The sequence below is a fragment of the Pigmentiphaga kullae genome, assembly GCF_004216695.1.
In the GTDB taxonomy this organism is placed as follows: Bacteria; Pseudomonadota; Gammaproteobacteria; order Burkholderiales; family Burkholderiaceae_B; genus Pigmentiphaga; species Pigmentiphaga kullae.
Window position 1 is genome coordinate 1,542,544 of record NZ_SGXC01000002.1, and the last position, 19,371, is coordinate 1,561,914.

The window sequence follows — 19,371 nt, forward strand, 5'->3', positions numbered from 1 at the left end:
AGGCGCCGCTCTATGAGCGCCAGGCGCTCCAGGCCGCCAGGGCCGGCGCCAGCGCGAACAGGCCGAACAGCCAGGCGGCCGCGGTACGGGCGCCTTCGATGCCGCCAGGGTCGGCCAGGCCGGCGGCGTTGGCCACCATGCCCGCCACCGCCGATCCCAGCGCGATCGCATAGAGTTGCAGGGTGGTCACCGCGCCCGAGGCCAGGTTCTCCTGGCCCGCCGGGGCCGAGCGGAACACGCGCGTGACCAGGTGCGACCAGCACATGCCTATGCCAAAGCCGACGCCGGCCAGCGCCAGGCACAGCGCGGCGAATGCCACCTGGCCCGACTCGCCCGGCGGTACCAGTACGGCCAGCGCCGCCAGGCCCGCCGTGGTCACCACCGGCCCGCAGCGCACCAGGCGCACGACGGCCCCGCCGGTGTACCCCGAGAACATCAGCGAAGCCAGCGTCCAGCCGCCCGCCATGACCGCCGTCAGGTAGCCCGCCACCAGCGGCGTCTGGCCATGCAGGGTCTGCAGGAAATACGGAACGAAGATCTCGCAGGTCAGGCCGATGATGAGCATGGCCATCGTCAGGTAGCAGGCGCCCAGTACCGTCCGGGTCGAGTAGGCGCCCGTGGGCATGAGCCGCGACGACGCCTTCACGTCCAGGCGCCCCATCCACGCCACCAGCGCCAGCCCCACCGCCACACCGGCGGCGTTCCAGGCCAGTTCGTGCGACAGGCTGCCCACCGAGACCACCAGCACCGAGCACGCCAGCAGCGCCAGCTTGCCCCAGGGCACGCCCGCGGCCGACGACGAGGCGGGCGCGGTGGCCGGCACCAGCTTGTAGACGATGGCCGCCAGCGCGGCGGCCACCGGCAGCAGCGACAGAAAGGCCGGCCGCCACCATCCCAGCGAGGCGAACAGCCCGCCCAGGGCCGGTCCCGACAGCGTCGCCACGCCCCACATCGCCGAGACGAAGGCCAGCGCACGCGGCCACAGGCGCGATTCGTACACCATCCGTATCAGCGCATAGGACAAGGCCAGCAGCACGCCGCCGGCAAGTCCCTGGACGGTGCGCCCGGCAAGCAGCCACCACATGGCCGGCGCGGTGGCGCAGATCAGCGAACCCAGGCAGAACAGCGCCAGCGCGCCCAGGTAGGCACGGCGCGGTCCCATCCGATCGATCAGCCGGTAGGACAAGGCCGAACCGAGAATGGACGCCACCACGAACAGCGTCGTGCTCCAGGCGTAGTAGGCCAGCCCACCGATGCTGTGCACGATGGTGGGCATGATGGTGGTGACGACGTAGACATTGATGGCGTGGAGCGCCACGCCGCCGGCCAGGGCCAGCGAACGCAGCGCGTTGCGGCCGGTCATCAGTTCAAAGGGAGAAGACTTTTCCTGCGAGGAAGGCATGCGTGGGTCCGTAAGCGCGCGCACTCAACGTGCGACGAGCGAGCGGACCGGATTGTAAGGGCGGACCGGCAGGCTGTGGCCCACCGGCAGGACATCGGAGAATTCCAGCGAGGCGCCTTCGTGCACCTCGCGGAAGGTGTTGGCCCCGTACAGGTTCTTGCCCTGCACGTAGTACACGCCGTCGATGGCCGACGGCGAGCGCACATCGTGCCCTAGCTGGTTCGCCAGCCAACGCGACATTTCGAAGTGGCTGATCCAGCCCGCCCGCCGCATGGGTTCGGATGCGGCCTGGGGCGCCTCGCGGCTCCACGACAGCACCGGCACGTCGGCTACCTCGGGTTCGAGCACGTTGTGTCCCCACATGCCCCGGGCGCCCAGCAACTGCCCGTGATCGCCGGTGATCACCACGTGGCGCTGGCCCGCAAGCCTGTCGAATTCGCCCAGCATGCGGTCCAGCAGCGCGTCCAGATACAGCACGGAATTATCGTAGGCGTTGCGCTGGCGCACCGCGCGCGGCTGGTCATGGCTGTCCGGCCAGCGCGCGTAGCGGTCGCGTGCATGAGCATAGTTGGCCTCGTAGGGGGCGTGGGTCGAACGCAGCAGGACCACGACGAAGGTCTTCTGCGGCCACTTCTGCTCCTGCAGCAGCGACAGGATCGCCTCGTCGCCCTGCGCGCGGAAGCGGGCGGGCTCGTCCTCGCGGGTGATGGACACGTCGACGTAGCGGCTGCCCACGTCGTTGAGCAGCTTGGACTCCTGGGACGAAATCCAGTAGGTCGTGAAGCCCGCCTCCTTGGCGAACTTGAACAGATTCGTGGACAGACTCCGGATCTGGTCCAGCTGGCCGGGTTCGCGCACGGCATTCATGATCAGCGGCATGCTGGCCGCGGTGGAAACGGCCGCCGCCACGCCATGGCGCGCCACCAGCCCCTGCTCCATGCGCCGCGCCAGGTTGGGCGTCGTGTCCCGCTCGTAGCCCATGATGCCCAGGTGTTCGCTGCGCAGCGAATCGGCCACGAACAACCAGACGTGCTGCGCCTGCGAGGGGAATGGCACGACCTCGGGCCGGGTCGCGGCCGCCACCGGAGCCGGCGCCGCGTGCAGCGATCCGCGCAGGACGTTGTGCACCAGGAAAAAGCTGAAGGTGTTGAGCGAATTGTGCAGGCCGCTGCGGGTGGGGCCCGGCAGGAAGGAATTGAGATCGCGGTAGGTGGCGCGATAAGGCTTGGACAGCAGGCCCGCGGCCACCAGCATGACTCCCAGCGCGCGCTGCCAGCGCCGGACGTCGGACCGCATGTAAGTCATGAACAGCCACCACGCGGCCAGATACGGAATCAGCACCGCGAACAGCACGTGGACATGGTCGCCGAAATCGGCCAGCGCCACTTCCCGGACGTCTCCGAACTCGGAGAACAGGCTGGCCAGCACGACGGGATCGAGCGGCCGGCCGGCGTAGGAAATGTGGCTGAGCTGCACCAGCTCCATGCCGCCCAGCAGCAACAGAATGCACGTCACGAACACCCGGCTGCCCGACAGCCACAGCCCCAGGTTGAAGGCCAGCAGCGCCGCGAAATAGTTCAGCTCGAAATCGGCCTGGTTGGCGACCGTGAACCATTGCTGGATCCAGTCGTCCAGCATCAGCAGCGACGTGGTCAGCAGGACCAGCGCTCCCCGCAGGGCGAGGTGCCGCCAGTTCCACATCCCGGGCCGGGGCGTCAGGGTCAGGGAGTAATTCGTCGTCATGCGCACTCGATCAGGCGGCCCGCGGCCTTCCTACGTAAAGAACGGCGTCCAGCCGGAACCGGGCGCCGTTCTGCTGTGGGCGGTGTGTCCACCCCGGGAAAGCCGCAAGCTTAACTCAGTTCGCCCCTGCCGCGAGAGGGGGAATTCCCCTCGCGCCGGCGGGAGCGTAGCCTTACGCCGCGTTGGATTCGGGCTGGCTGCCCTTCCCGCGGTTGTTGACCACCATGCGGGCACCGCCCAGGATAGCGACCAGCGCCAGCGGATAGACCAGCCACTGCACCCAGGCGTGGGCCTGGAACCAGGGCTTGACCAGGGGCTCGCCCATCACCATCTTGGCCGCGGTCACGACCAGCACGCCGGCGCCGATGTAGATGATGGCCGGATAACGCTCCATCAGACGCAGGATGAGGCGGCTGCCCCAGACCATGATGGGCACGCTGATCAGCAGGCCCAGCACCACCAGCAGGAAACTGCCGTGCGCCGCGCCGGCCACCGCCAGCACGTTGTCCACGCCCATGACCGCATCGGCGATCACGATGGTCTTGATGGCGGCGGCGAAGCTGGTGTTGACCGAGCCATGGCCGTGTTCGTCCTCTTCGGCGGTCAGCAGGCGGTACGCGATCCACAGCAGCGCCAGGCCGCCGACCAGCATGAGGCCGGGGATCTTGAGCAGCCAGACCACGGCCAGCGTCATCAGCGTACGGACCACGATGGCGCCGACCGTGCCCCAGATGATGGCCTTCTTCTGCAAGGCGGGGGGCAGGTTGCGCGCGGCCAGCGCGATGACGATGGCGTTGTCGCCCGCCAGCACGATGTCGATGACGACGATGGACGCCAGCGCGAACAGGAATTGGGTGGTGAAAGTTTCTGCGGCGAAAGCCGAAAGCCATTCCACGAGTTGGTTCTCCAGAGAAGTTGACGGCCTCTGCTGGCAACAGGAATGACTGGGGACGGGAGTACCCATGCAGGACCTGAGGCCAGGCTGCAAAGGTCTTGTTCAATCACCGGGCGGTGATCCGCACGACCGGAGGAAGCGAGCTTCCACGTATTGACGATCGTACGAAAGAGCCTGTTGGACTCTCGAACTACTCCCCTTTGGAGGGACATGCCATAGACATGTCAGCCGGCATTTTCGCCTGGCCCCCGGCTTCGCGTCAACATCGGGGGATACCCCAAGAAACCGGCGAAAAAGGGGCCGCATGGGGATTCCCGATCGGCCGCGCCCCGGCCCATCCGCTTCGTATATGCTTGGCCTCTCGGCCGCCTCCGGCCGGCACCCAGGTGGAAAAACCCCATGTCCGTCGCCTTCCCCGCCATCGAAGCGGCCGCCGCGCTGCTTGCCGGCCACGCCCACCGCACGCCCGTGCTGACCTCGCATACGGTCGACACCCGCACCGGGGCCTCGGTCTTCTTCAAGTGCGAGAATTTCCAACGCATGGGCGCCTTCAAGTTCCGCGGCGCCTACCATGCGCTGGCCCGCTTGCCCGACGATGCCCGCCGGCGCGGCGTGGTGGCCTATTCGTCGGGCAACCATGCCCAGGCCGTCGCGCTGGCGGGCCGGCTGCTGGGCATACCGGCCACCATCGTCATGCCGACCGACGCCCCCCAGGTCAAGCTCGAGGCCACGCGCGGCTATGGCGCCCGCGTGGTGCCGTACGACCGCGCCACGCAGCGGCGCGAGGACATCGCGGCCGAACTCGCAGGCCGCGACGGGCTGACCACCATCCCGCCCTTCGACCATCCGGACGTCATCGCCGGCCAAGGCACCGCCGCGTTGGAGCTGCTGCGCGAGACCGGTCCCCTGGACTACCTGCTGGTGCCATGCGGCGGCGGCGGACTGCTGTCGGGATCCGCCATCGCGGCCAACGCCTGCGCCCCGGGCATCCGGGTCATAGGCGTGGAGCCGGCCGCCGGCGACGACGTCACCCGGTCGTTCCGCAGCGGCACGCTGCAATCGGTGGACAACCCCGACACCATCGCCGACGGCGCGCGCACGCAGTCGGCGGGCCGGTACACCTTCCCGCTCATACAGGCCCACGTCCACGACATGCTGACGGTGACCGACGACGAACTGCTGCGCGCGATGTTCTTCCTGATGGAGCGGATGAAGTTCGTGCTCGAACCCACCGGCGCCCTGGGCGCGGCCGCGCTACTGTCCGGCAAGGTGAATGCGCGCGGCAAGCGCGTGGGCATCATCGTCTCGGGCGGCAACGTCGACCTGTTCGCGCTGGCGCCCTACCTGGCCAAGGGGCGCACCGCCTACGGCGCGTAGTGCGCCACGCCGACGACCGGGGCAACCGGCGCGGCCGCCTCGGCATGCGCGGGGCGGAACGTCACGATGGCCATCAGCAGGATAGCCAGCGCGAGGTCGCGCCGGGGCGTCTCGTAGGGCTGCGAGCGCAAGCGCCGGAAGCCCCACATGACCAGCACGATGAAGCCCCCCATCAGCGCCGCCGCCAGGAAAGAACCGGCGTACTGCGCCAATACCGGCACCCGTTCGCTGAACGGGCCTTCGGGCAAGGGCCCGCGCAGCGCGCTGGACACCAGGAACATCAGCCCCAGCGCCCCGGCCAGCGCCCCCCACGACAAATCCCGACCGACGAAAACCTTCACGACATTCACACCCAAGGCTAAACGGCAAAAGTATAGCTTTCGATCTTCCCCCAGGATGCGGTGGATCCGGCTTTGCCTGTAGGAGAGACCTCTACGGCCAGGCCGAGTAAGTCAGGTCCTCGCGACCGGCTTCCTCCAGCACCCGGCGGCGATAGCTGCCGGGGGGAACCCCCATGTGGCGCCTGAAGAAGCGGTTGAAGTGCGCAGTGTCGCGGAACCCCAGGCCGTAGGCGACCTGGGCCACGGGCAGCGGCGACTGCTGCAGGCGTACCCGGGCTTCCTGCAACAGGCGCTCGTGCACCACGGCCAGCGGGCCGCAGCCGGCGCTGCGCATGGACGCGGCGTGCAGCCGGCGTTCGGTCACGCCCAGGGTACGGGCGTAGCGGGAGATGGGCCAATGCTCGCGAAAGTGCATCTCCACGACTCGCAGGAAACGCTGGAACACGACCGAGCCGGGCCGATCCCCGGTGGGCGCCTCGGGATCGATGTCGCTCATGCGCCAGAGATGCGTCAGGACGATGGAGAGATAGGCGACAGCGATGCCCGCTGCGCCCTTGGCCGCCTGGCGCAGCTCATGGCTGACGGCTTCGAACACCGGACGCAGCATGTCCCGCCCTGCCGCCATCTCGTCCGGCCCGATGTGCAGCAGGCGGTCGGCCACATTGCGCAAGGCCGCCGCATGCTGGCTGGCGGCCGAGGCGCGCGACACCAGTTCCTCGGCGGCCGACAGCATGTAGCCGGCGCCGCCGGCCTCCAGGCGTATGGACTGCGCCATGCCCGGCGGCAGCCAGGCCAGGCACGGCGCGCGCAGCGCCAGTTGCCCGTGGCGCAGCGTGGCCACGCCCTTCCCCGCCGTCAGCAGCAGGGCGTGGCTGCGTCCCTGCCGGCGGGCGGCATCGATCACCCATTCGCGCGCGGCCAGCGCGGGCACCATGGACTCGCTTTCCATCAGGGTGGCCAGCGGCGTCTCGCCGATGTCCGGGTGCGAGTCGGGTAGGGAATGCGGATAAGCCACCATGCGGGTCCTCGGGAAGGCAGGTAGAAAAGTACAAGTAATCGTCCGATTTCATCAATGCCTGCAACTTTACATGGCCGAGCCGTCTAGCCAGAATTTGTACGTCGCTACAACAAAACTCCGCGATTGTTACAAAATTACCGGGAGACACACCATGCTCACCTCGTCCCTGAAATCACTGCGCCTGCTGGGTGCGGCCACCGCCTTGTCGGCGTTCTCGCTCGCCCTGCCGGCCCAGGCCCAGGACGCCGTCACCATCGGCTACGCCATCTCCAAGACCGGCGTGAACGCGGGCGGCGCGGGCATCACGACCATTCCCAACTACAAGCTCTGGGTCCATGAGGTCAACCAGGCCGGCGGCCTGAAGGTCGGCGCCAAGCGCCTGCCCATCAAGGTCGTCGAATACGACGACCGCTCCAGTTCGGAAGACGCCGTGCGCGCGGTCGAGCGCCTGATCACCCAGGACAAGGTCGACTTCCTGCTGCCACCGTGGTCCACCGCGATGAACCTGGCCGTCGCGCCCACCTTCCACCGCTACGGCTATCCGCTGCTGGCGGGCTCGGCGGTCACGGAACGCGCGCCCGAATTCGCCAAGCGCTGGCCCAACAGCTACTGGCTGCTGGGCACCGGCTCGCAATACGCCGAGGCCCTGGTCGACCAGCTGGCCAGCCTGCGCAAGGCGGGCAAGATCGGCGACTCCATCGCGATGGTCTCCATCGCGGACGGCTTCGGCATCGAACTGGCCACCGCGGCGCGCGCGGCGTTCCAGAAGACGGGCTTCAAGCTGGCCTACGCCAAGACCTATCCGGTGGGCACGCAGGACCTGGCGCCCATCGTGAACGAGGCCAAGAAGCTGAACCCCGACGTCTTCATCGCGTTCAGCTATCCGCCCGACACCATGGCCATCACGGACCAGGCGCGGGTGCTGGGCTTCAATCCCAAGGTGTTCTACACCGGCGTGGGCACCGCCTTCCCGCTGTACAAAAACCGCTTCGGGGCGAACGTCGAGGGCGTGGCCAGCCTGGGCGGCATCGACGCCAACAGCCCCGCCGTCAAGGCCTACATCCAGCGCCACAAGGAAGTGACCGGCGCCGAGCCGGACCGCTGGGCCAGTCTGGTCACCTACGCCGGACTGCAGGTGCTGCAGCAGGCCATCGAGAAGGCCGGAACCCTGGACCGCAAGGCCGTGTCGGCCAAGATCGCCAGCGAGGAGTTCGACACCATCCTGGGCCGCATCAACCTGAAGAACCACATGGTGCCCAACATGCTGACGCTGGGCCAATGGCAGAACGGCGAGTTCGTCGGCATCGAGCCGGCCAGCCACGCCGGCGCCGCCAAGCTGGTCTTCCCCAAGTCCGCCTGGCAGGCCGGCGCCGCCGCGCGCTGACCCTCAACCCGCGCCGCCCGGCCGCATGCCGGGCGGCGCGCGACAGGAATCCCGTATGTTCATCGATGCACTCTTCTCCGGCATCACGCTGGGAGGCATGTACGCGCTCGTCGCCATGGGACTCACCCTGCAGTATGGCGTCTCGCGCATCATGAATCTGGCCTATGGCGAGTTTCTCGTCGCCGCGGCCTTCTGCGCCTACCTGCTGATGACCGGCCTCCAGGTCACCCCGCTGTGGGGCCTGCTGCTGATCGTCCCCGTCGCCTTCGCCCTGAACTGGCTGGTCTACCGCTTCCTGCTGACGCCGCTGGTCAAGCGAACCCGCACGCGCGCCGCGCTGGAGGTGGACAGCATCCTGGCCACCTTCGGTCTGCTGTTCATCGTGCAGGGCGTGATGCAGGTCAGCTTCGGCGGCAACTACTACAGCTATTCCTATTTGAACGAACCCGTGCGCATCCTGGATTCGGTGCTGGCCCTGAACCGGCTGCTGGCCCTGGGCTTCGCCGCCGTGCTCGGCATCGGCTTCTATCTGGCGCTGACCCGTACCCGCCTGGGCACCGCCATCCGGGCGGTGGCGGTGGACCCGGTGGCCGCGCGCCTGGTCGCCATCGACGTGCGCTGGGCCTCGGCCCTGGCCTTCGCCGCCGGCGGCGCGCTGGCGGCCGGCGGCGGCGTGCTGGTCAGCATGTTCCTGACCTTCAACGCCAACATGGGCGTGATCTTCACCATGAAGGCCCTGATCGTGATCATCATGGGCGGCGTGGGCAACGTCCTGGGCGCGCTGGTCGCGGGCCTGCTGCTGGGCCTGGCGGAATCCTTCATCGCCACCTACGTCGACCCCGGGCTGACGATCGCCGTGACCTACGGCGTGTTCCTGCTGGTGCTGCTGGTGCGTCCCACCGGCCTGTTCGGGAGGGCCGCGCGATGAACGCCCCGCTGCGCATTCCGCTGATCGCCGGCGCCGCCGTGCTGGCCGTGCTGGCAGGCGTGCCCCTGGTGGCCGACGGCTATGGCCTGTCGCTGGCCATCAACATCCTGAACTACGCGGTGCTGGCCACCGCCTGGGCGATGTTCTCGGGCCCCACCCGCTACGTGTCGCTGGCCACGGTCGCCTTCTTCGGCATCGGCGCCTACACCGTGGCGGTCCTGGGCGAGGCCCTGCCCTGGCCGGCCGTGCTGGCGGCCGCCGCCCTGGTCGGCCTGGTGGTCGCCATCGTCGTCGGCCTGTCCACGCTCAGGCTGGCCGGCGTCTATTTCGTCATCTTCACCTTCGGGCTGACCGAACTGATCCGCCAGCTGGTCACCTGGTACGAGGTGAACGTGTCGAATTCCATCGGCCGCTATGTATTCCTGGACATCAGCCAGGAACAGATCTACTGGCAATTGCTGGCCCTGGGCGCGGTCCTGTTCCTGGCCACGCTGCTGCTGGGCCGCTCGCGCCTGGGCTTCGCGCTGCGCATCATCGGCGCGGACGAAACGGTGGCCCGCCACTGCGGCATCGACACCACCCGCGCCAAGGTGCTGCTGTTCGCCCTCAGCGCCGTGTTCATGACGCTGTCGGGCGCGATCATGGCGCCGCGCTGGACCTACATCGATCCGGCCATCGCGTTCAATCCCGTGATGTCGTTCCAGGTGCTGATCATGGCGCTGCTGGGCGGCGTGCAGCGGCTGTACGGTCCGCTGCTGGGCGTCATCCCCCTCGCGCTGCTGTTCGAATACCTGGGCGCGAACTTCCCCAATCACTACAGCATCCTGCTCGGCGCCGTCTTCATGATCATCGTCTACCTGCTGCCCAACGGCGTCGTCGGCCTCGCCCGGCGGCTGCGCAAGGCCGACCGGCCGACGGCCCCCGCCGCCAGGGAGGCATCATGAACAGCCTGCGCATTTCCCAGCTGCGGAAAACCTTCGGCGGCCTGACGGCGGTCAACGACCTGAGCTTCTCGGTCGAGGCAGGCGAGATCGTCGGCCTGCTGGGGCCCAACGGCTCGGGCAAGACCACGGTCATGAACCTGATCTCGGGCGCGCTGGCCCCGGATGCCGGCGACATCGAACTCGCGGGCCGGCCCATCGCCGGCCAGGCGCCCCACAAGGTGGCGCACGCGGGCGTCGCGCGGACCTTCCAGCTGGTACGGGTGCTGGCCGACATGGACGCGACCGAGAACGTGGTGGCGGGCCTGGCCTTCTCGCGCGAGCCGACGTGGGGCGCGCAGGCCACCGCCAGGGCCGGCGAACTGCTGGCGCGCGTCGGCCTGGCGCGCCATGCCCGCACGCTGGCCGGCGAACTGACCTACATCGATCAGAAGCGGCTGGAACTGGCGCGCGCCCTGGCCCTGTCGCCCCGCCTGCTGCTGCTGGACGAATGGCTGGCCGGGCTGAATCCGTCCGAGCTGCTCGAAGGCATCGCCCTCGTCCGCTCGCTCAAGGACGAAGGCGTGAGCATCATCCTGGTCGAGCACGTCATGGACGCCGTGCACTCGCTGTGCGATCGCTGCGTCGTGATGAACGCCGGCGCCAAGATCGCCGAAGGCACGCCCGCCGCCGTCCTGTCGGATCCGGAAGTGATCCGCGCCTACCTGGGAGACGCCAGTGCTTGAAGTCGCCAACCTGTCGGTCGCCTACGGCAAGCACACGGCGCTGCGCCAGGTGGCGCTGTCGGTCAAGCCGGGCGAGATCGTCGTCATGCTGGGCGCCAACGGCGCCGGCAAGAGCACGCTGCTCAAGGCCGTGGCCGGCCTCGTCCCGCACGACGGCCAGGCCGTCGTGCGCCTGTCGGGACAGGACATCGCCGCCACGCCCGCCCATCGCATCGTCGAGCTGGGTATCGCCCTGGTCCCCGAGGGACGGGGCATCTTCGGCGAACTGACCGTGCGCGAGAACCTGCGGCTGGGCGCCTATGCGCGCCGCGCCCGGGAAAGCGAGGCCGCGACGCTGGAACGCGTGCTGACCCTGTTCCCCCGGCTGGGGGAACGCCTGGGCCAGACCGCGCGCACCATGAGCGGCGGCGAGCAGCAGATGGTCGCCATCGGCCGGGCGCTGATGTCGCGGCCGGAGATCCTGCTGCTGGACGAACCGTCGCTGGGCCTGTCCCCCTTGATGAGCGCCGAGCTGTTCAAATCCCTGGCCGCCATCCGGCAGGACGGGGTCGGCATCCTGCTGGTCGAGCAGAATGCCCGCCTGAGCCTGGCGATCGCCCAGCGCGGCTACCTGATCGAGAACGGCGCCATCGCCGGCGAAGGCGAAGCCGGCGCGCTGATGAACGATCCGGCCGTGCAGAAAGCCTACCTCGGCATGGCAACCGCCTGATACGAATCAAGGCGGCCGCAGGGCCGCCATTACTGGAGTCATACCCATGTTCGACATCAAGCTCCTGATCGACAACGAAGACCGCGACGCCACCGGCGGCGCCACGTTCCTGCGGCGCGACCCGGTCACCGGCGCCGACAGCACGCGCGCCGCGGCGGCCACCGTGGCCGATGCCCGCGCCGCCGCCGATGCCGCCGCGGCCGCCTTTCCCGCCTGGGCTGCGCTGGGCCCGAACGAGCGGCGGCGCCTGCTGAACCGCGCTGCCGATCTGCTGGACGAGCGCACGCCGGAATTCATCGCCCGCATGATCGCCGAAACCGGCGCCACGCGCGGCTGGGCCGGATTCAATGCGCACCTGGCCGCCGGCATCCTGCGCGAGGCCGCCGCCATGACGACGCAGATCGCCGGCGAGGTGATCCCCTCCGACGTGCCGGGCAGCCTGGCCATGGCCGTGCGCCAGCCGGTGGGCGTGGTGCTGGGCATCGCGCCCTGGAACGCGCCCATCATCCTGGGCACGCGCTCGATCGCCATGCCGCTGGCCTGCGGCAACACGGTCGTATTCAAGGTGTCCGAGCTCTGCCCCGCCACCCACCACCTGATCGCCCGGACCCTGTGCGACGCAGGCCTGCCGGCCGGCACCGTCAACGTCGTCGCCAACGCGCCCGACGACGCCCCCGCGGTGGTCGAGGCGCTGATCGCCCATCCGGCGATCCGCCGGGTCAACTTCACCGGCTCGACCCGTGTCGGCCGCATCATCGCGCAGAGCGCCGCCCGCCACCTGAAGCCGGTCCTGCTGGAACTGGGCGGCAAGGCGCCGCTGCTGGTGCTGGACGACGCCGATCTCGATGCCGCGGTCGCGGCGGCGGCCTTCGGCGCCTTCATGAACCAGGGCCAGATCTGCATGTCCACCGAACGCCTGGTCGTCGACGACGCCATCGCCGACGCCTTCGCCGCCAGATTCGCCGCCAAGGCCGCCTCGCTGCCCGCGGGCGACCCGCGCCGCGAGGACGTCGTGCTGGGCGCGGTCGTGACGCCGGAGGCCATCCAGCGCATCCGGCGGCTGATCGACGATGCCGTGTCCAAGGGCGCCAGACTCATCGCCGGCGGCGGCATCGACGGCAACGTCATGGCGGCCACCGTGCTCGACAAGGTGACCCCGGCGATGGAAATCTACAGCGAGGAATCCTTCGGCCCGGTGGTGTGCATCGTCCGTGTCAGCGGCACCGAGGAAGCGATACGCGTGGCCAACGACAGCGAGTACGGACTATCGTCGGCCGTGTTCAGCCGCGACATCGCGCGGGCGATGGAAGTGGCCAAGCGCATCGAGAGCGGCATCTGCCACATCAACGGCCCCACCGTGCACGACGAGGCGCAGATGCCGTTCGGCGGCGTCAAGGCCAGCGGCTACGGCCGCTTCGGCGGCAAGGCGGGCATCCACGAATTCACCGAATTGCGATGGATCACCGTCCAGACCACGCCCCGGCACTATCCGTTCTGACGTAGTCTCAGGCAAAAAAAATGCCGCCCCGAGGGGCGGCATTTTTCATCCGGCAGCCTGTCAGGCGGCGGCGGGAGCCGAAGCGGCCGACTGCTCGGCGGCGGCCGGAGCGGCAACCGGAGCAACAGCCTTCTTCGCCACGCGCTTGGCGGCGGGCTTCTTCGCGGCAGGCTTGGCAGCCGGCTTGGCGGCGGGCTTGGCGGCGGGCTTCACCGCGGGCTTGGCGGCCTTGGCGGCGGGCTTGGCAGCCGCCTTCTTGGCCGGAGCGGCGGCCTTGGCTTTCTTGGCAGCAGGCTTCTTGTCGCCTGCGGCCACGACAGCCTTGGCTTCCTTCACGGCGGCCTTGACGGCCTTCTCGTAAAGGCTCACGCGCTGAGCGGCGTCCTTGCGGGCCTTCTCCGAACGCTCGAGCGCCTTCTTGGCGGCATCGCCCAGACGCACGGCGGCGGCTTCGAGCTTCGCCAGCACGCCGGCCGACTTGGCCGGAGCGGCTTTCTTGGCGACCTTCGCGGCCGGCTTCTTGGCTGCCGGCTTGGCAGCTGCCTTAACGGGTTGCGATTTCTTAACCATATCAATCTCTAAAAGTCGAGGCCCGAAGTGTTAATGGTGCTCAAAACAATGTCAACCCTTTTAGATGCCAACGACAAAAATTTTTGCGCCGGCACCACGCGCCATGTCACGTCATCGCATCGTGCATGATCGTCACGACGACGTCCGGCCGAAGGTCGCACGCGCGATGATCCATATCGCCACGCCGCACAGCGCGGCCAGCGCTCCCACCGCGACGACGGGCGCGACCGGCAGCACGCCCACCGCCGTGCTGCCCAGCGCGCCTCCCAGCATCTGCGATGCCCCCAGCACCGCGGCACCCACGCCCGCCATCGCTCCGGCATCCTGCAAGCCCAGCGCGAAGATGGTCGGCATGATGAAGCCGCCGAAGAAAAGGCTGGCGGCCATCGCCACGACGAAGACGGCGATCTCCCACCATTGCCCGTGCGCGCCGCGCAGCGCGAGTCCGACCGCCAGCGCGGCCAGTCCGGCGCAGGCCGCCCCGCGCACGCCCGCGTACAGGACGCGCTGGGGCGGTACGCCCCGCTGCGACAGACGCGCGGTCGTCAGCGATCCCGCCAGCACCGCGGCCGAGGCCAGCGCGAATGCGATGGCGTAGACCGAACTGGACACGCCCATGCCGTCGATCAGCACGAAAGGCGAACCGCTGATGAAGACGAACATGCCGCAGAACACCACGCCCAGCGCGCACGACAAGGCGCGCGCGTGCGGCAGCGCAAGAAAGCCGCGATAGCCCGCCGGGCGCCCGCCTCCTTCGCGCGGCGGCTGTCCGGCCCCGGAACCTGCCGACTCGGGCCCGGCGGGCTGCACGCCCCGGAGCGCGCGCAAGCGGCCCGCCCGCAGGCGGACCCCGACGATGACGGCCAGCAGCAGCCCCGCCCCGGCCAGCACCGCGAACAGTCCGCGCCAACCGACCGCATGAATGACGAACGCCCCGATCAGCGGCGCGACGATGGGCGCCAGGCTCAGCACCGCGACGATGAAGGACTGGATGGTGGCCCGCTGCTGCGGCTGGGGAAAGACGTCGCGGACCAGCGCGATGCCGGCCACCGACGCGGCCGACGCGCCGAAGCCCTGGACCGCCCGCCAGCCGATCAGCGCCGCGCCGTCCGCGGCCAGCGTGCAGGCGATGGCCGCCACCACGTACACGGCCAGGCCGAGCAGGATGACACGCAGGCGCCCGTGGCGATCGGACAAGGGTCCCCAGGCCAGTTGGCCGAATCCGAAGGTCAGCATGAAGGCGCCCAGCGTGGCCTGCATCTGCGAGTCGGTGGCGCCGAGTTCAGTGCCGATGGCCGGCAGCCCCGGCAGGCTGATGTCGATGGACAGGGGCGGCAGGCCGGCCAGCATGCCCAGCACGACGATGAAGCCGACCGGCAGTGCGATCCGGGTCGGCGGGGAATGCCTTGCTTGCACGAAGCGATCTCCTGGCTGATGCGCGCCCCGGATCAGCCGGGGCGCCAAAGAGCGGAGGATATCGTGCTTTGCTCAGTTCGGTTGCAGGCCGGCGTCCCGGATGATCTTGCGCCAGCGCTTCTCCTCGGCGCGCACGTAGCGGTCCATCGACGCGGGATCGCCCGTCACCTTGATCAGGCCCTCCTCTTTCACCAGGCGCTGAAACGTCGGCGTCTCGGCCGCATGGTTGATCGCCCGGTTCAGGCTGTCGATGACAGGCGCCGGCGTACCGGCCGGCACGAGAAAGCCGTACCAGGCCTGGGCATCGTACCCCGCCACCCCGGCCTGGGCCACGGTGGGCAGGTCCGGCAGCACCGCCGACCGGTCGGCCGAGGTCACGGCCAGCGCCCGCAGCTTGCCCGCCTTGATGTAGCTCAGGGCACCGGGAATGGTCGAGAAGATGACGTCGATCTGCCCGCCGATCAGATCGTTCAACGCGGGCGCCGCTCCCTTGTAGGGCACGTGCGTCAGCTCCGTTCCGGAAAGCGTCGCGAACAGCGCGCCCGCCAGGTGCGCGGAGGTCCCGTTGCCGTTGGACCCGTAGTTGATCTTCCCGGGGTTGGCCTTCGCGTAGGCGATCAGCTCCGCGACCGTCCTGTAGGGGCGCTCGGGATTCACCACCAGCACGTTCGGCGCCTTGGCTACCATGCCCGCGGAAACCAGCGAGGTCTCGTTGGAATACGGCAGCTTCTCCTGCAGGCTGGGATTGACCGCGTAGGCGAACGTACCCATCACGATGGCATAGCCGTCGGGCGGACTCTTGGCGACGTAGTCGGTGCCGATCACCGTGCCGCCGCCCGGCCGGTTCTCGACGATGACCGGCTTGCCGAAATACTCGCCCATCTTCTCGGCGACGATGCGCCCGACCAGGTCCGTCCCCCCGCCAGGCGGAAAGGGAACGACGAGCTTGAGCGGCCGCTCGGGAAAGGAAGCCGCCAGGGCCGGTCCGGCCAGCAGCGGACCCGCGACCGCCACGCACGCGGCGCCAAGGCGCACGCGCCAGGGGGATGCCAGGAAAGTCATGTTGTCTCCGTTGTCTTGATTCTGTCTGGCCTCGATGCGGGCTACAGCCGGTAGCTCGGATCGATCCGGTCCAGCTTGCGCAGCAGCGCGGGCCATTCCATGACGCCGTACGGCCGCCGGGTCTGCGGCTGGTAGTTCATGTAGGTCTTGTCCAGGACATCCCGGGGAACGGGGTTCAGCGGACTGTTGCAGGCCATGGCCGCCAGTTGCAGCTTGCAGGACAGCTCCAGGCGGTGCATGGCGTTGAACGCCTCGGGTATCGTGCGCCCGACGGTCAGCAATCCATGGTTCCTCAGGATCATGGCGTTGTTTCCGCCCAGGTCGGCCACCAGCGAGGCCTGCTCGGCCTCGTCCAGCACCACGCCCTGATAGTCGTGGTAGCTGATGTTGACGAAGCGCATGGAGGTCTGCGCCAGCGGCAGCAGGCCGCATTCGAGCGCCGACACGGCCATGCCGGGCCAGGTGTGCGTGTGGATGACGCACGACAGTTCGTGCCGGGCCTGGTGGATCGCGCTGTGGATGACGAAGCCCGCGCGGTTCACGCCGTACTTCAGGTCCGGGCCGAAATCGGGCGCGCTCAGGATCTCGCCGTCGGCGTTGATCTTGATCAGGCTGGACGCGGTGATTTCCTCGTACAACAACCCGTAGGCGTTGATCAGGAACGCGTTTTCCTCGCCGGGCACCCGGGCCGAGATGTGGTTGGCGGCCATGTCGGCCATGCCGTAGAACTCGATCAGGCGGTAGCACGCCGCCAGATCGACCCGGGCCTCCCATTCGGCCTCGGAACATCGGGACCGCATGGATGCGATACCCAGGTCCGCCAATTCAGCCATCGTCGATTCCTCCTGCGCAAAGTCGTGCCTTGCATTCTGCGCACTCGCGAGGCGGCGGGGAAATGACTTTTCGGGCGGATCAGGCCAACTATTTTGTAGGGTTGGGCGGCACGGGCGCCTCATCCATCACGTCGTCGGCGCGCGAGCCCAGCTCGGTCAGCAGCCACCTGCGGAAGGCCCGGAATGCGGCGGTGGGGGCGCGGTCCTTGGGATGCACGAGAAAATAGCCGCCCGCGGGCCGATAAGAGGCGTCGAACGGCGCGACGAGCTGCCCCGAGGCCAGGTAGCCCTCGACCAGGATGCGGACGCCCAGCGCCACGCCCAGGCCGCGTATCGCCGCCTCGTAGGCCATCAGCGAACTCTCGAACTTGTGGCCCCGGCCGGCATGGTCGCTGGCCAGCCCCGCGTGACGGAACCAGCCCTCCCAGTCCCCCGGACGGGCCAGCGAATGCAGCAGCGGCAGCTCGAGCATGGCCGATATGCCCGGCGAACCGCCGGCCTTGCCCAACAGTTCCGGGCTCATGACCGGCACGAGTTCGATCGGCGCCAGCATGTCGACTTCGATTCCCGGGATGTCGGGCACCCCGAAACGGATGGCTGCGTCGAAATCCTGGTGGTTGAAATCGACCAGGGCCGAGGACGCCGACAGCCGGATCTCCACCGTGGGATGCTGTTCGTGGAAGGCCGGCAGCATGGGAATCAGCCAGCACTGCGCGAAGGTGTTGTAGGCCAGGATGGACAGCACCTGGGGCTGTCCGCGCCGGCTGAGCTGGGAGGTCGCGAACGCCAGGTCGTTCAACGCCCGGCGCACCGCGGGATAGTAGCGGCTGCCCGCCTTGGTCAGCGCGATCGACTGCCCGCGCCGGTCGAACAGTTCGACGCCCAGGAAATCCTCCAGGCCGCGGACCTGGCGGCTGACCGCCACCTGCGTGACGCAGAGTTCGTCGGCCGCCGCCGTGAAGCTCATCAACCGCGCCGCAGCCTCGAAGGCTCGCAGCGACTTCATCGGAGGCAGGGGCAGCTTCACGGCATCACGGGGCTAGCCGCCCAGGTAGGCTTCCACCAGGCGGCGGTCGCCCAGCAGTTCCTTGCCGGAGCCGGACAAGGCGATGCCGCCCGTCTCGAGCACGTAGCCGCGATGGGCGATCTTCAGCGCCTGCCGCACGTTCTGCTCGACCAGGAAGATCGTCAGCCCCTGCCGGTTGATCTCGCGCAGGATGCGGAAGATCTCCTGCACGATGATGGGCGCCAGCCCCATGGACGGTTCGTCCAGCAGCAGCAGGCGCGGCTTGGCCATCAGCGCCCGCCCGATCGCCAGCATCTGCTGCTCGCCGCCGGACAGGTTGCCCGCCATGCCGTTCAGGCGTTCCTTCAGCCGGGGAAAGAGTTCGAACACGCGGTCCAGGTCGGCGCCGATCCCGCCCTTGTCGCGCCGGGTGTAGGCGCCCAGCTCGAGGTTCTCGCGCACGGTCATCGTGGTCAGGATGGCGCGCCCCTCGGCGACCTGCACGATGCCCTTGGAGACGATGCGGTGCGGCGCCATGCGCGAGATGTCCTCGCCCTGGAACGTGACCGTGCCCGCTTCCTTGGGGATCAGGCCCGACAGCGCCAGCAGCGTGGTGGACTTGCCGGCGCCGTTGGCACCGACCAGCGTCGTGATCTCGCCCTCGCGCAATTCGAGATCGATGCCCTTGACCGCGGCGATGTGGCCGTAGGAAACCTTCAGGCCGTCGACTTTCAGCAGCGGGTTCATGCGTGCACCTCGTCCGCCACGTCGTCCTCGCGGCCCAGGTAGGCCTCGATCACCATCGGGTTGCTGCGGATTTCCTCGGGCAGGCCCTCGGCGATGATACGCCCGAAGTTCAGCACCGCGATGCGGTCGCACAGGCCCATCACGAAGCGCATGTCGTGCTCGATCATGAAGATGGTGTAGCCCCGCGCCTTGATGTTCTCGATCTCGGCCATCAGGTCCACTTTCTCGCCGGTGTTCATGCCCGCCACGGGCTCGTCCAACAGCAGCAGCCTGGGCTCGGTCGCCAGCGCGCGCGCCAGCTCCAGTTTGCGCTGGTCGCCGTAGGACAGGTTGTCCGCGGTCTGGTGCGCCTTGTGCTCGAGCTTGACCCAGGACAGCAGCTCGAGCGCCCGTTCGCGCGCGCGGCGCTCCTGGGCACGGAAGCCGGGCAGTGCCAGCAGCAGGCCGGCGGGGCCGTAGTCCAGGTGGCGGTGCATGCCGACCACCACGTTCTCGAGCAGCGACATTTCCTTGAAGATGCGGATGTTCTGGAACGTGCGGGCGATGCCGCGCCGGGTGATCTGGTGCGGCTTGGCGCCCACGAGATCCTGGCCGTCGAAGGTGAGCGAGCCGCCCGTGGGCTCGAGCAGGCCGGTGATCAGGTTGAACACCGTCGTCTTGCCCGCGCCATTGGGGCCGATCAAGCCGAAGATCGTCCCCTGCGGCACCTCGATGTTGACGTCCTGCAGCACGTGCAGGCCGCCGAAGCTCTTGGAGATGGATTGCAGTTTCAGCAT

Annotated in this window: 19 protein-coding genes; 7 read left to right on the forward strand and 12 right to left on the reverse strand. The window is 68.7% G+C overall.

From position 1 onward, the window contains the following. Positions 1–10: 10 nt before the first annotated feature. The 3 genes from EV675_RS21610 to EV675_RS21620 all read right to left on the reverse strand — a co-directional run bounded on the left by EV675_RS21610 (position 11) and on the right by EV675_RS21620 (position 4,040). Positions 11–1,402: an MFS transporter gene (locus EV675_RS21610; RefSeq protein ID WP_130359648.1), complete on the reverse strand. Its 1,392-nt coding sequence runs from the start codon at positions 1,400–1,402 to the stop codon at positions 11–13. A 24-nt stretch (positions 1,403–1,426) separates the two neighbouring features. Continuing rightward, entirely contained in the window at positions 1,427–3,145 is a 1,719-nt protein-coding gene (locus EV675_RS21615) for a sulfatase-like hydrolase/transferase (RefSeq protein WP_130359650.1), read from the reverse strand. Positions 3,146–3,317: 172 nt separating this feature from the next. Continuing rightward, the gene (locus EV675_RS21620; RefSeq protein ID WP_130359652.1) at positions 3,318–4,040 is read right to left on the reverse strand and encodes a TerC family protein; all 723 of its coding nucleotides are present in this window, start codon (positions 4,038–4,040) and stop codon (positions 3,318–3,320) included. Positions 4,041–4,439: 399 nt separating this feature from the next. Here EV675_RS21620 and EV675_RS21625 point away from each other — a divergent pair, with 399 nt between their 5' ends. Then, positions 4,440–5,417 carry a threo-3-hydroxy-L-aspartate ammonia-lyase gene (locus EV675_RS21625; protein ID WP_130359654.1) on the forward strand — a complete coding sequence of 326 codons (978 nt, stop codon included), beginning with the start codon at positions 4,440–4,442 and terminating at the stop codon, positions 5,415–5,417. On the opposite strand, the gene EV675_RS21630 is transcribed toward EV675_RS21625, so the two are convergent. Then, a complete protein-coding gene (locus tag EV675_RS21630; protein WP_130359656.1) occupies positions 5,405–5,758 on the reverse strand; it encodes a hypothetical protein in 354 nt (117 codons plus the stop codon). The genes EV675_RS21625 and EV675_RS21630 overlap by 13 nt on opposite strands. Positions 5,759–5,849: 91 nt before the next feature. After that, a complete protein-coding gene (locus tag EV675_RS21635; protein WP_130359658.1) occupies positions 5,850–6,776 on the reverse strand; it encodes an AraC family transcriptional regulator in 927 nt (308 codons plus the stop codon). 151 nt (positions 6,777–6,927) lie between these two features. On the opposite strand from EV675_RS21635, the gene EV675_RS21640 reads away from it, so the two are divergent. Genes EV675_RS21640 through EV675_RS21665 form a run of 6 tightly spaced genes read left to right on the forward strand, consistent with a single transcriptional unit; the run spans position 6,928 to position 12,961 of the window. Continuing rightward, positions 6,928–8,160: an amino acid ABC transporter substrate-binding protein gene (locus tag EV675_RS21640; protein ID WP_130359660.1), complete on the forward strand. Its 1,233-nt coding sequence runs from the start codon at positions 6,928–6,930 to the stop codon at positions 8,158–8,160. Between the two features lie 55 nt (positions 8,161–8,215). Beyond that, a complete protein-coding gene (locus tag EV675_RS21645; protein ID WP_130359662.1) occupies positions 8,216–9,088 on the forward strand; it encodes a branched-chain amino acid ABC transporter permease in 873 nt (290 codons plus the stop codon). After that, positions 9,085–10,032: a branched-chain amino acid ABC transporter permease gene (locus EV675_RS21650; protein WP_130359664.1), complete on the forward strand. Its 948-nt coding sequence runs from the start codon at positions 9,085–9,087 to the stop codon at positions 10,030–10,032. The genes EV675_RS21645 and EV675_RS21650 overlap by 4 nt, the downstream gene beginning before the upstream one ends. Then, on the forward strand, positions 10,029–10,754 hold the full coding sequence (locus tag EV675_RS21655; protein ID WP_130359666.1) for an ABC transporter ATP-binding protein: 726 nt from the start codon (positions 10,029–10,031) through the stop codon (positions 10,752–10,754). Before EV675_RS21650 ends, EV675_RS21655 begins: the two co-directional genes overlap by 4 nt. Next, a complete protein-coding gene (locus EV675_RS21660; protein WP_130359668.1) occupies positions 10,747–11,463 on the forward strand; it encodes an ABC transporter ATP-binding protein in 717 nt (238 codons plus the stop codon). Before EV675_RS21655 ends, EV675_RS21660 begins: the two co-directional genes overlap by 8 nt. 46 nt (positions 11,464–11,509) lie before the next feature. Further along, entirely contained in the window at positions 11,510–12,961 is a 1,452-nt protein-coding gene (locus EV675_RS21665; RefSeq protein ID WP_130359670.1) for an aldehyde dehydrogenase, read from the forward strand. A gap of 60 nt (positions 12,962–13,021) precedes the next feature. Here the strand turns inward: EV675_RS21665 and EV675_RS29765 are convergent, their stop codons facing one another. The 7 genes from EV675_RS29765 to EV675_RS21700 all read right to left on the reverse strand — a co-directional run bounded on the left by EV675_RS29765 (position 13,022) and on the right by EV675_RS21700 (position 19,371). Next, the gene (locus tag EV675_RS29765; protein WP_165404699.1) at positions 13,022–13,531 is read right to left on the reverse strand and encodes a hypothetical protein; all 510 of its coding nucleotides are present in this window, start codon (positions 13,529–13,531) and stop codon (positions 13,022–13,024) included. 132 nt (positions 13,532–13,663) lie between these two features. Further along, on the reverse strand, positions 13,664–14,947 hold the full coding sequence (locus EV675_RS21675; RefSeq protein ID WP_130359674.1) for an MFS transporter: 1,284 nt from the start codon (positions 14,945–14,947) through the stop codon (positions 13,664–13,666). A 72-nt stretch (positions 14,948–15,019) separates the two neighbouring features. Continuing rightward, on the reverse strand, positions 15,020–16,009 hold the full coding sequence (locus tag EV675_RS21680; RefSeq protein ID WP_130359676.1) for a Bug family tripartite tricarboxylate transporter substrate binding protein: 990 nt from the start codon (positions 16,007–16,009) through the stop codon (positions 15,020–15,022). A gap of 41 nt (positions 16,010–16,050) precedes the next feature. Continuing rightward, positions 16,051–16,842 carry a class II aldolase/adducin family protein gene (locus EV675_RS21685; RefSeq protein ID WP_242621533.1) on the reverse strand — a complete coding sequence of 264 codons (792 nt, stop codon included), beginning with the start codon at positions 16,840–16,842 and terminating at the stop codon, positions 16,051–16,053. Between the two features lie 88 nt (positions 16,843–16,930). Continuing rightward, a complete protein-coding gene (gene gcvA, locus EV675_RS21690) occupies positions 16,931–17,869 on the reverse strand; it encodes a transcriptional regulator GcvA (RefSeq protein WP_130359678.1) in 939 nt (312 codons plus the stop codon). Between the two features lie 12 nt (positions 17,870–17,881). Further along, entirely contained in the window at positions 17,882–18,595 is a 714-nt protein-coding gene (locus tag EV675_RS21695; protein WP_130359680.1) for an ABC transporter ATP-binding protein, read from the reverse strand. Next, positions 18,592–19,371, reverse strand: coding sequence for an ABC transporter ATP-binding protein (locus EV675_RS21700; protein ID WP_130359682.1), 780 nt, complete (start codon positions 19,369–19,371; stop codon positions 18,592–18,594). The genes EV675_RS21695 and EV675_RS21700 overlap by 4 nt, the downstream gene beginning before the upstream one ends.

Bases quoted from the DNA above. Each gene is read 5' to 3' on its own strand.
- EV675_RS21665 (WP_130359670.1), top strand. From the start codon at position 11,510: ATGTTCGACATCAAGCTCCTGATCGACAACGAAGACCGCGACGCCACC.
- EV675_RS21695 (WP_130359680.1), bottom strand. From the start codon at position 18,595: ATGAACCCGCTGCTGAAAGTCGACGGCCTGAAGGTTTCCTACGGCCAC.
- EV675_RS29765 (WP_165404699.1), bottom strand. From the start codon at position 13,531: ATGGTTAAGAAATCGCAACCCGTTAAGGCAGCTGCCAAGCCGGCAGCC.
- EV675_RS21615 (WP_130359650.1), bottom strand. From the start codon at position 3,145: ATGACGACGAATTACTCCCTGACCCTGACGCCCCGGCCCGGGATGTGG.
- EV675_RS21610 (WP_130359648.1), bottom strand. From the start codon at position 1,402: ATGCCTTCCTCGCAGGAAAAGTCTTCTCCCTTTGAACTGATGACCGGC.
- EV675_RS21640 (WP_130359660.1), top strand. From the start codon at position 6,928: ATGCTCACCTCGTCCCTGAAATCACTGCGCCTGCTGGGTGCGGCCACC.
- EV675_RS21655 (WP_130359666.1), top strand. From the start codon at position 10,029: ATGAACAGCCTGCGCATTTCCCAGCTGCGGAAAACCTTCGGCGGCCTG.
- EV675_RS21680 (WP_130359676.1), bottom strand. From the start codon at position 16,009: ATGACTTTCCTGGCATCCCCCTGGCGCGTGCGCCTTGGCGCCGCGTGC.
- EV675_RS21635 (WP_130359658.1), bottom strand. From the start codon at position 6,776: ATGGTGGCTTATCCGCATTCCCTACCCGACTCGCACCCGGACATCGGC.
- EV675_RS21625 (WP_130359654.1), top strand. From the start codon at position 4,440: ATGTCCGTCGCCTTCCCCGCCATCGAAGCGGCCGCCGCGCTGCTTGCC.
- EV675_RS21645 (WP_130359662.1), top strand. From the start codon at position 8,216: ATGTTCATCGATGCACTCTTCTCCGGCATCACGCTGGGAGGCATGTAC.
- EV675_RS21685 (WP_242621533.1), bottom strand. From the start codon at position 16,842: ATGGCTGAATTGGCGGACCTGGGTATCGCATCCATGCGGTCCCGATGT.
- EV675_RS21650 (WP_130359664.1), top strand. From the start codon at position 9,085: ATGAACGCCCCGCTGCGCATTCCGCTGATCGCCGGCGCCGCCGTGCTG.
- EV675_RS21700 (WP_130359682.1), bottom strand. From the start codon at position 19,371: ATGCTGAAACTGCAATCCATCTCCAAGAGCTTCGGCGGCCTGCACGTG.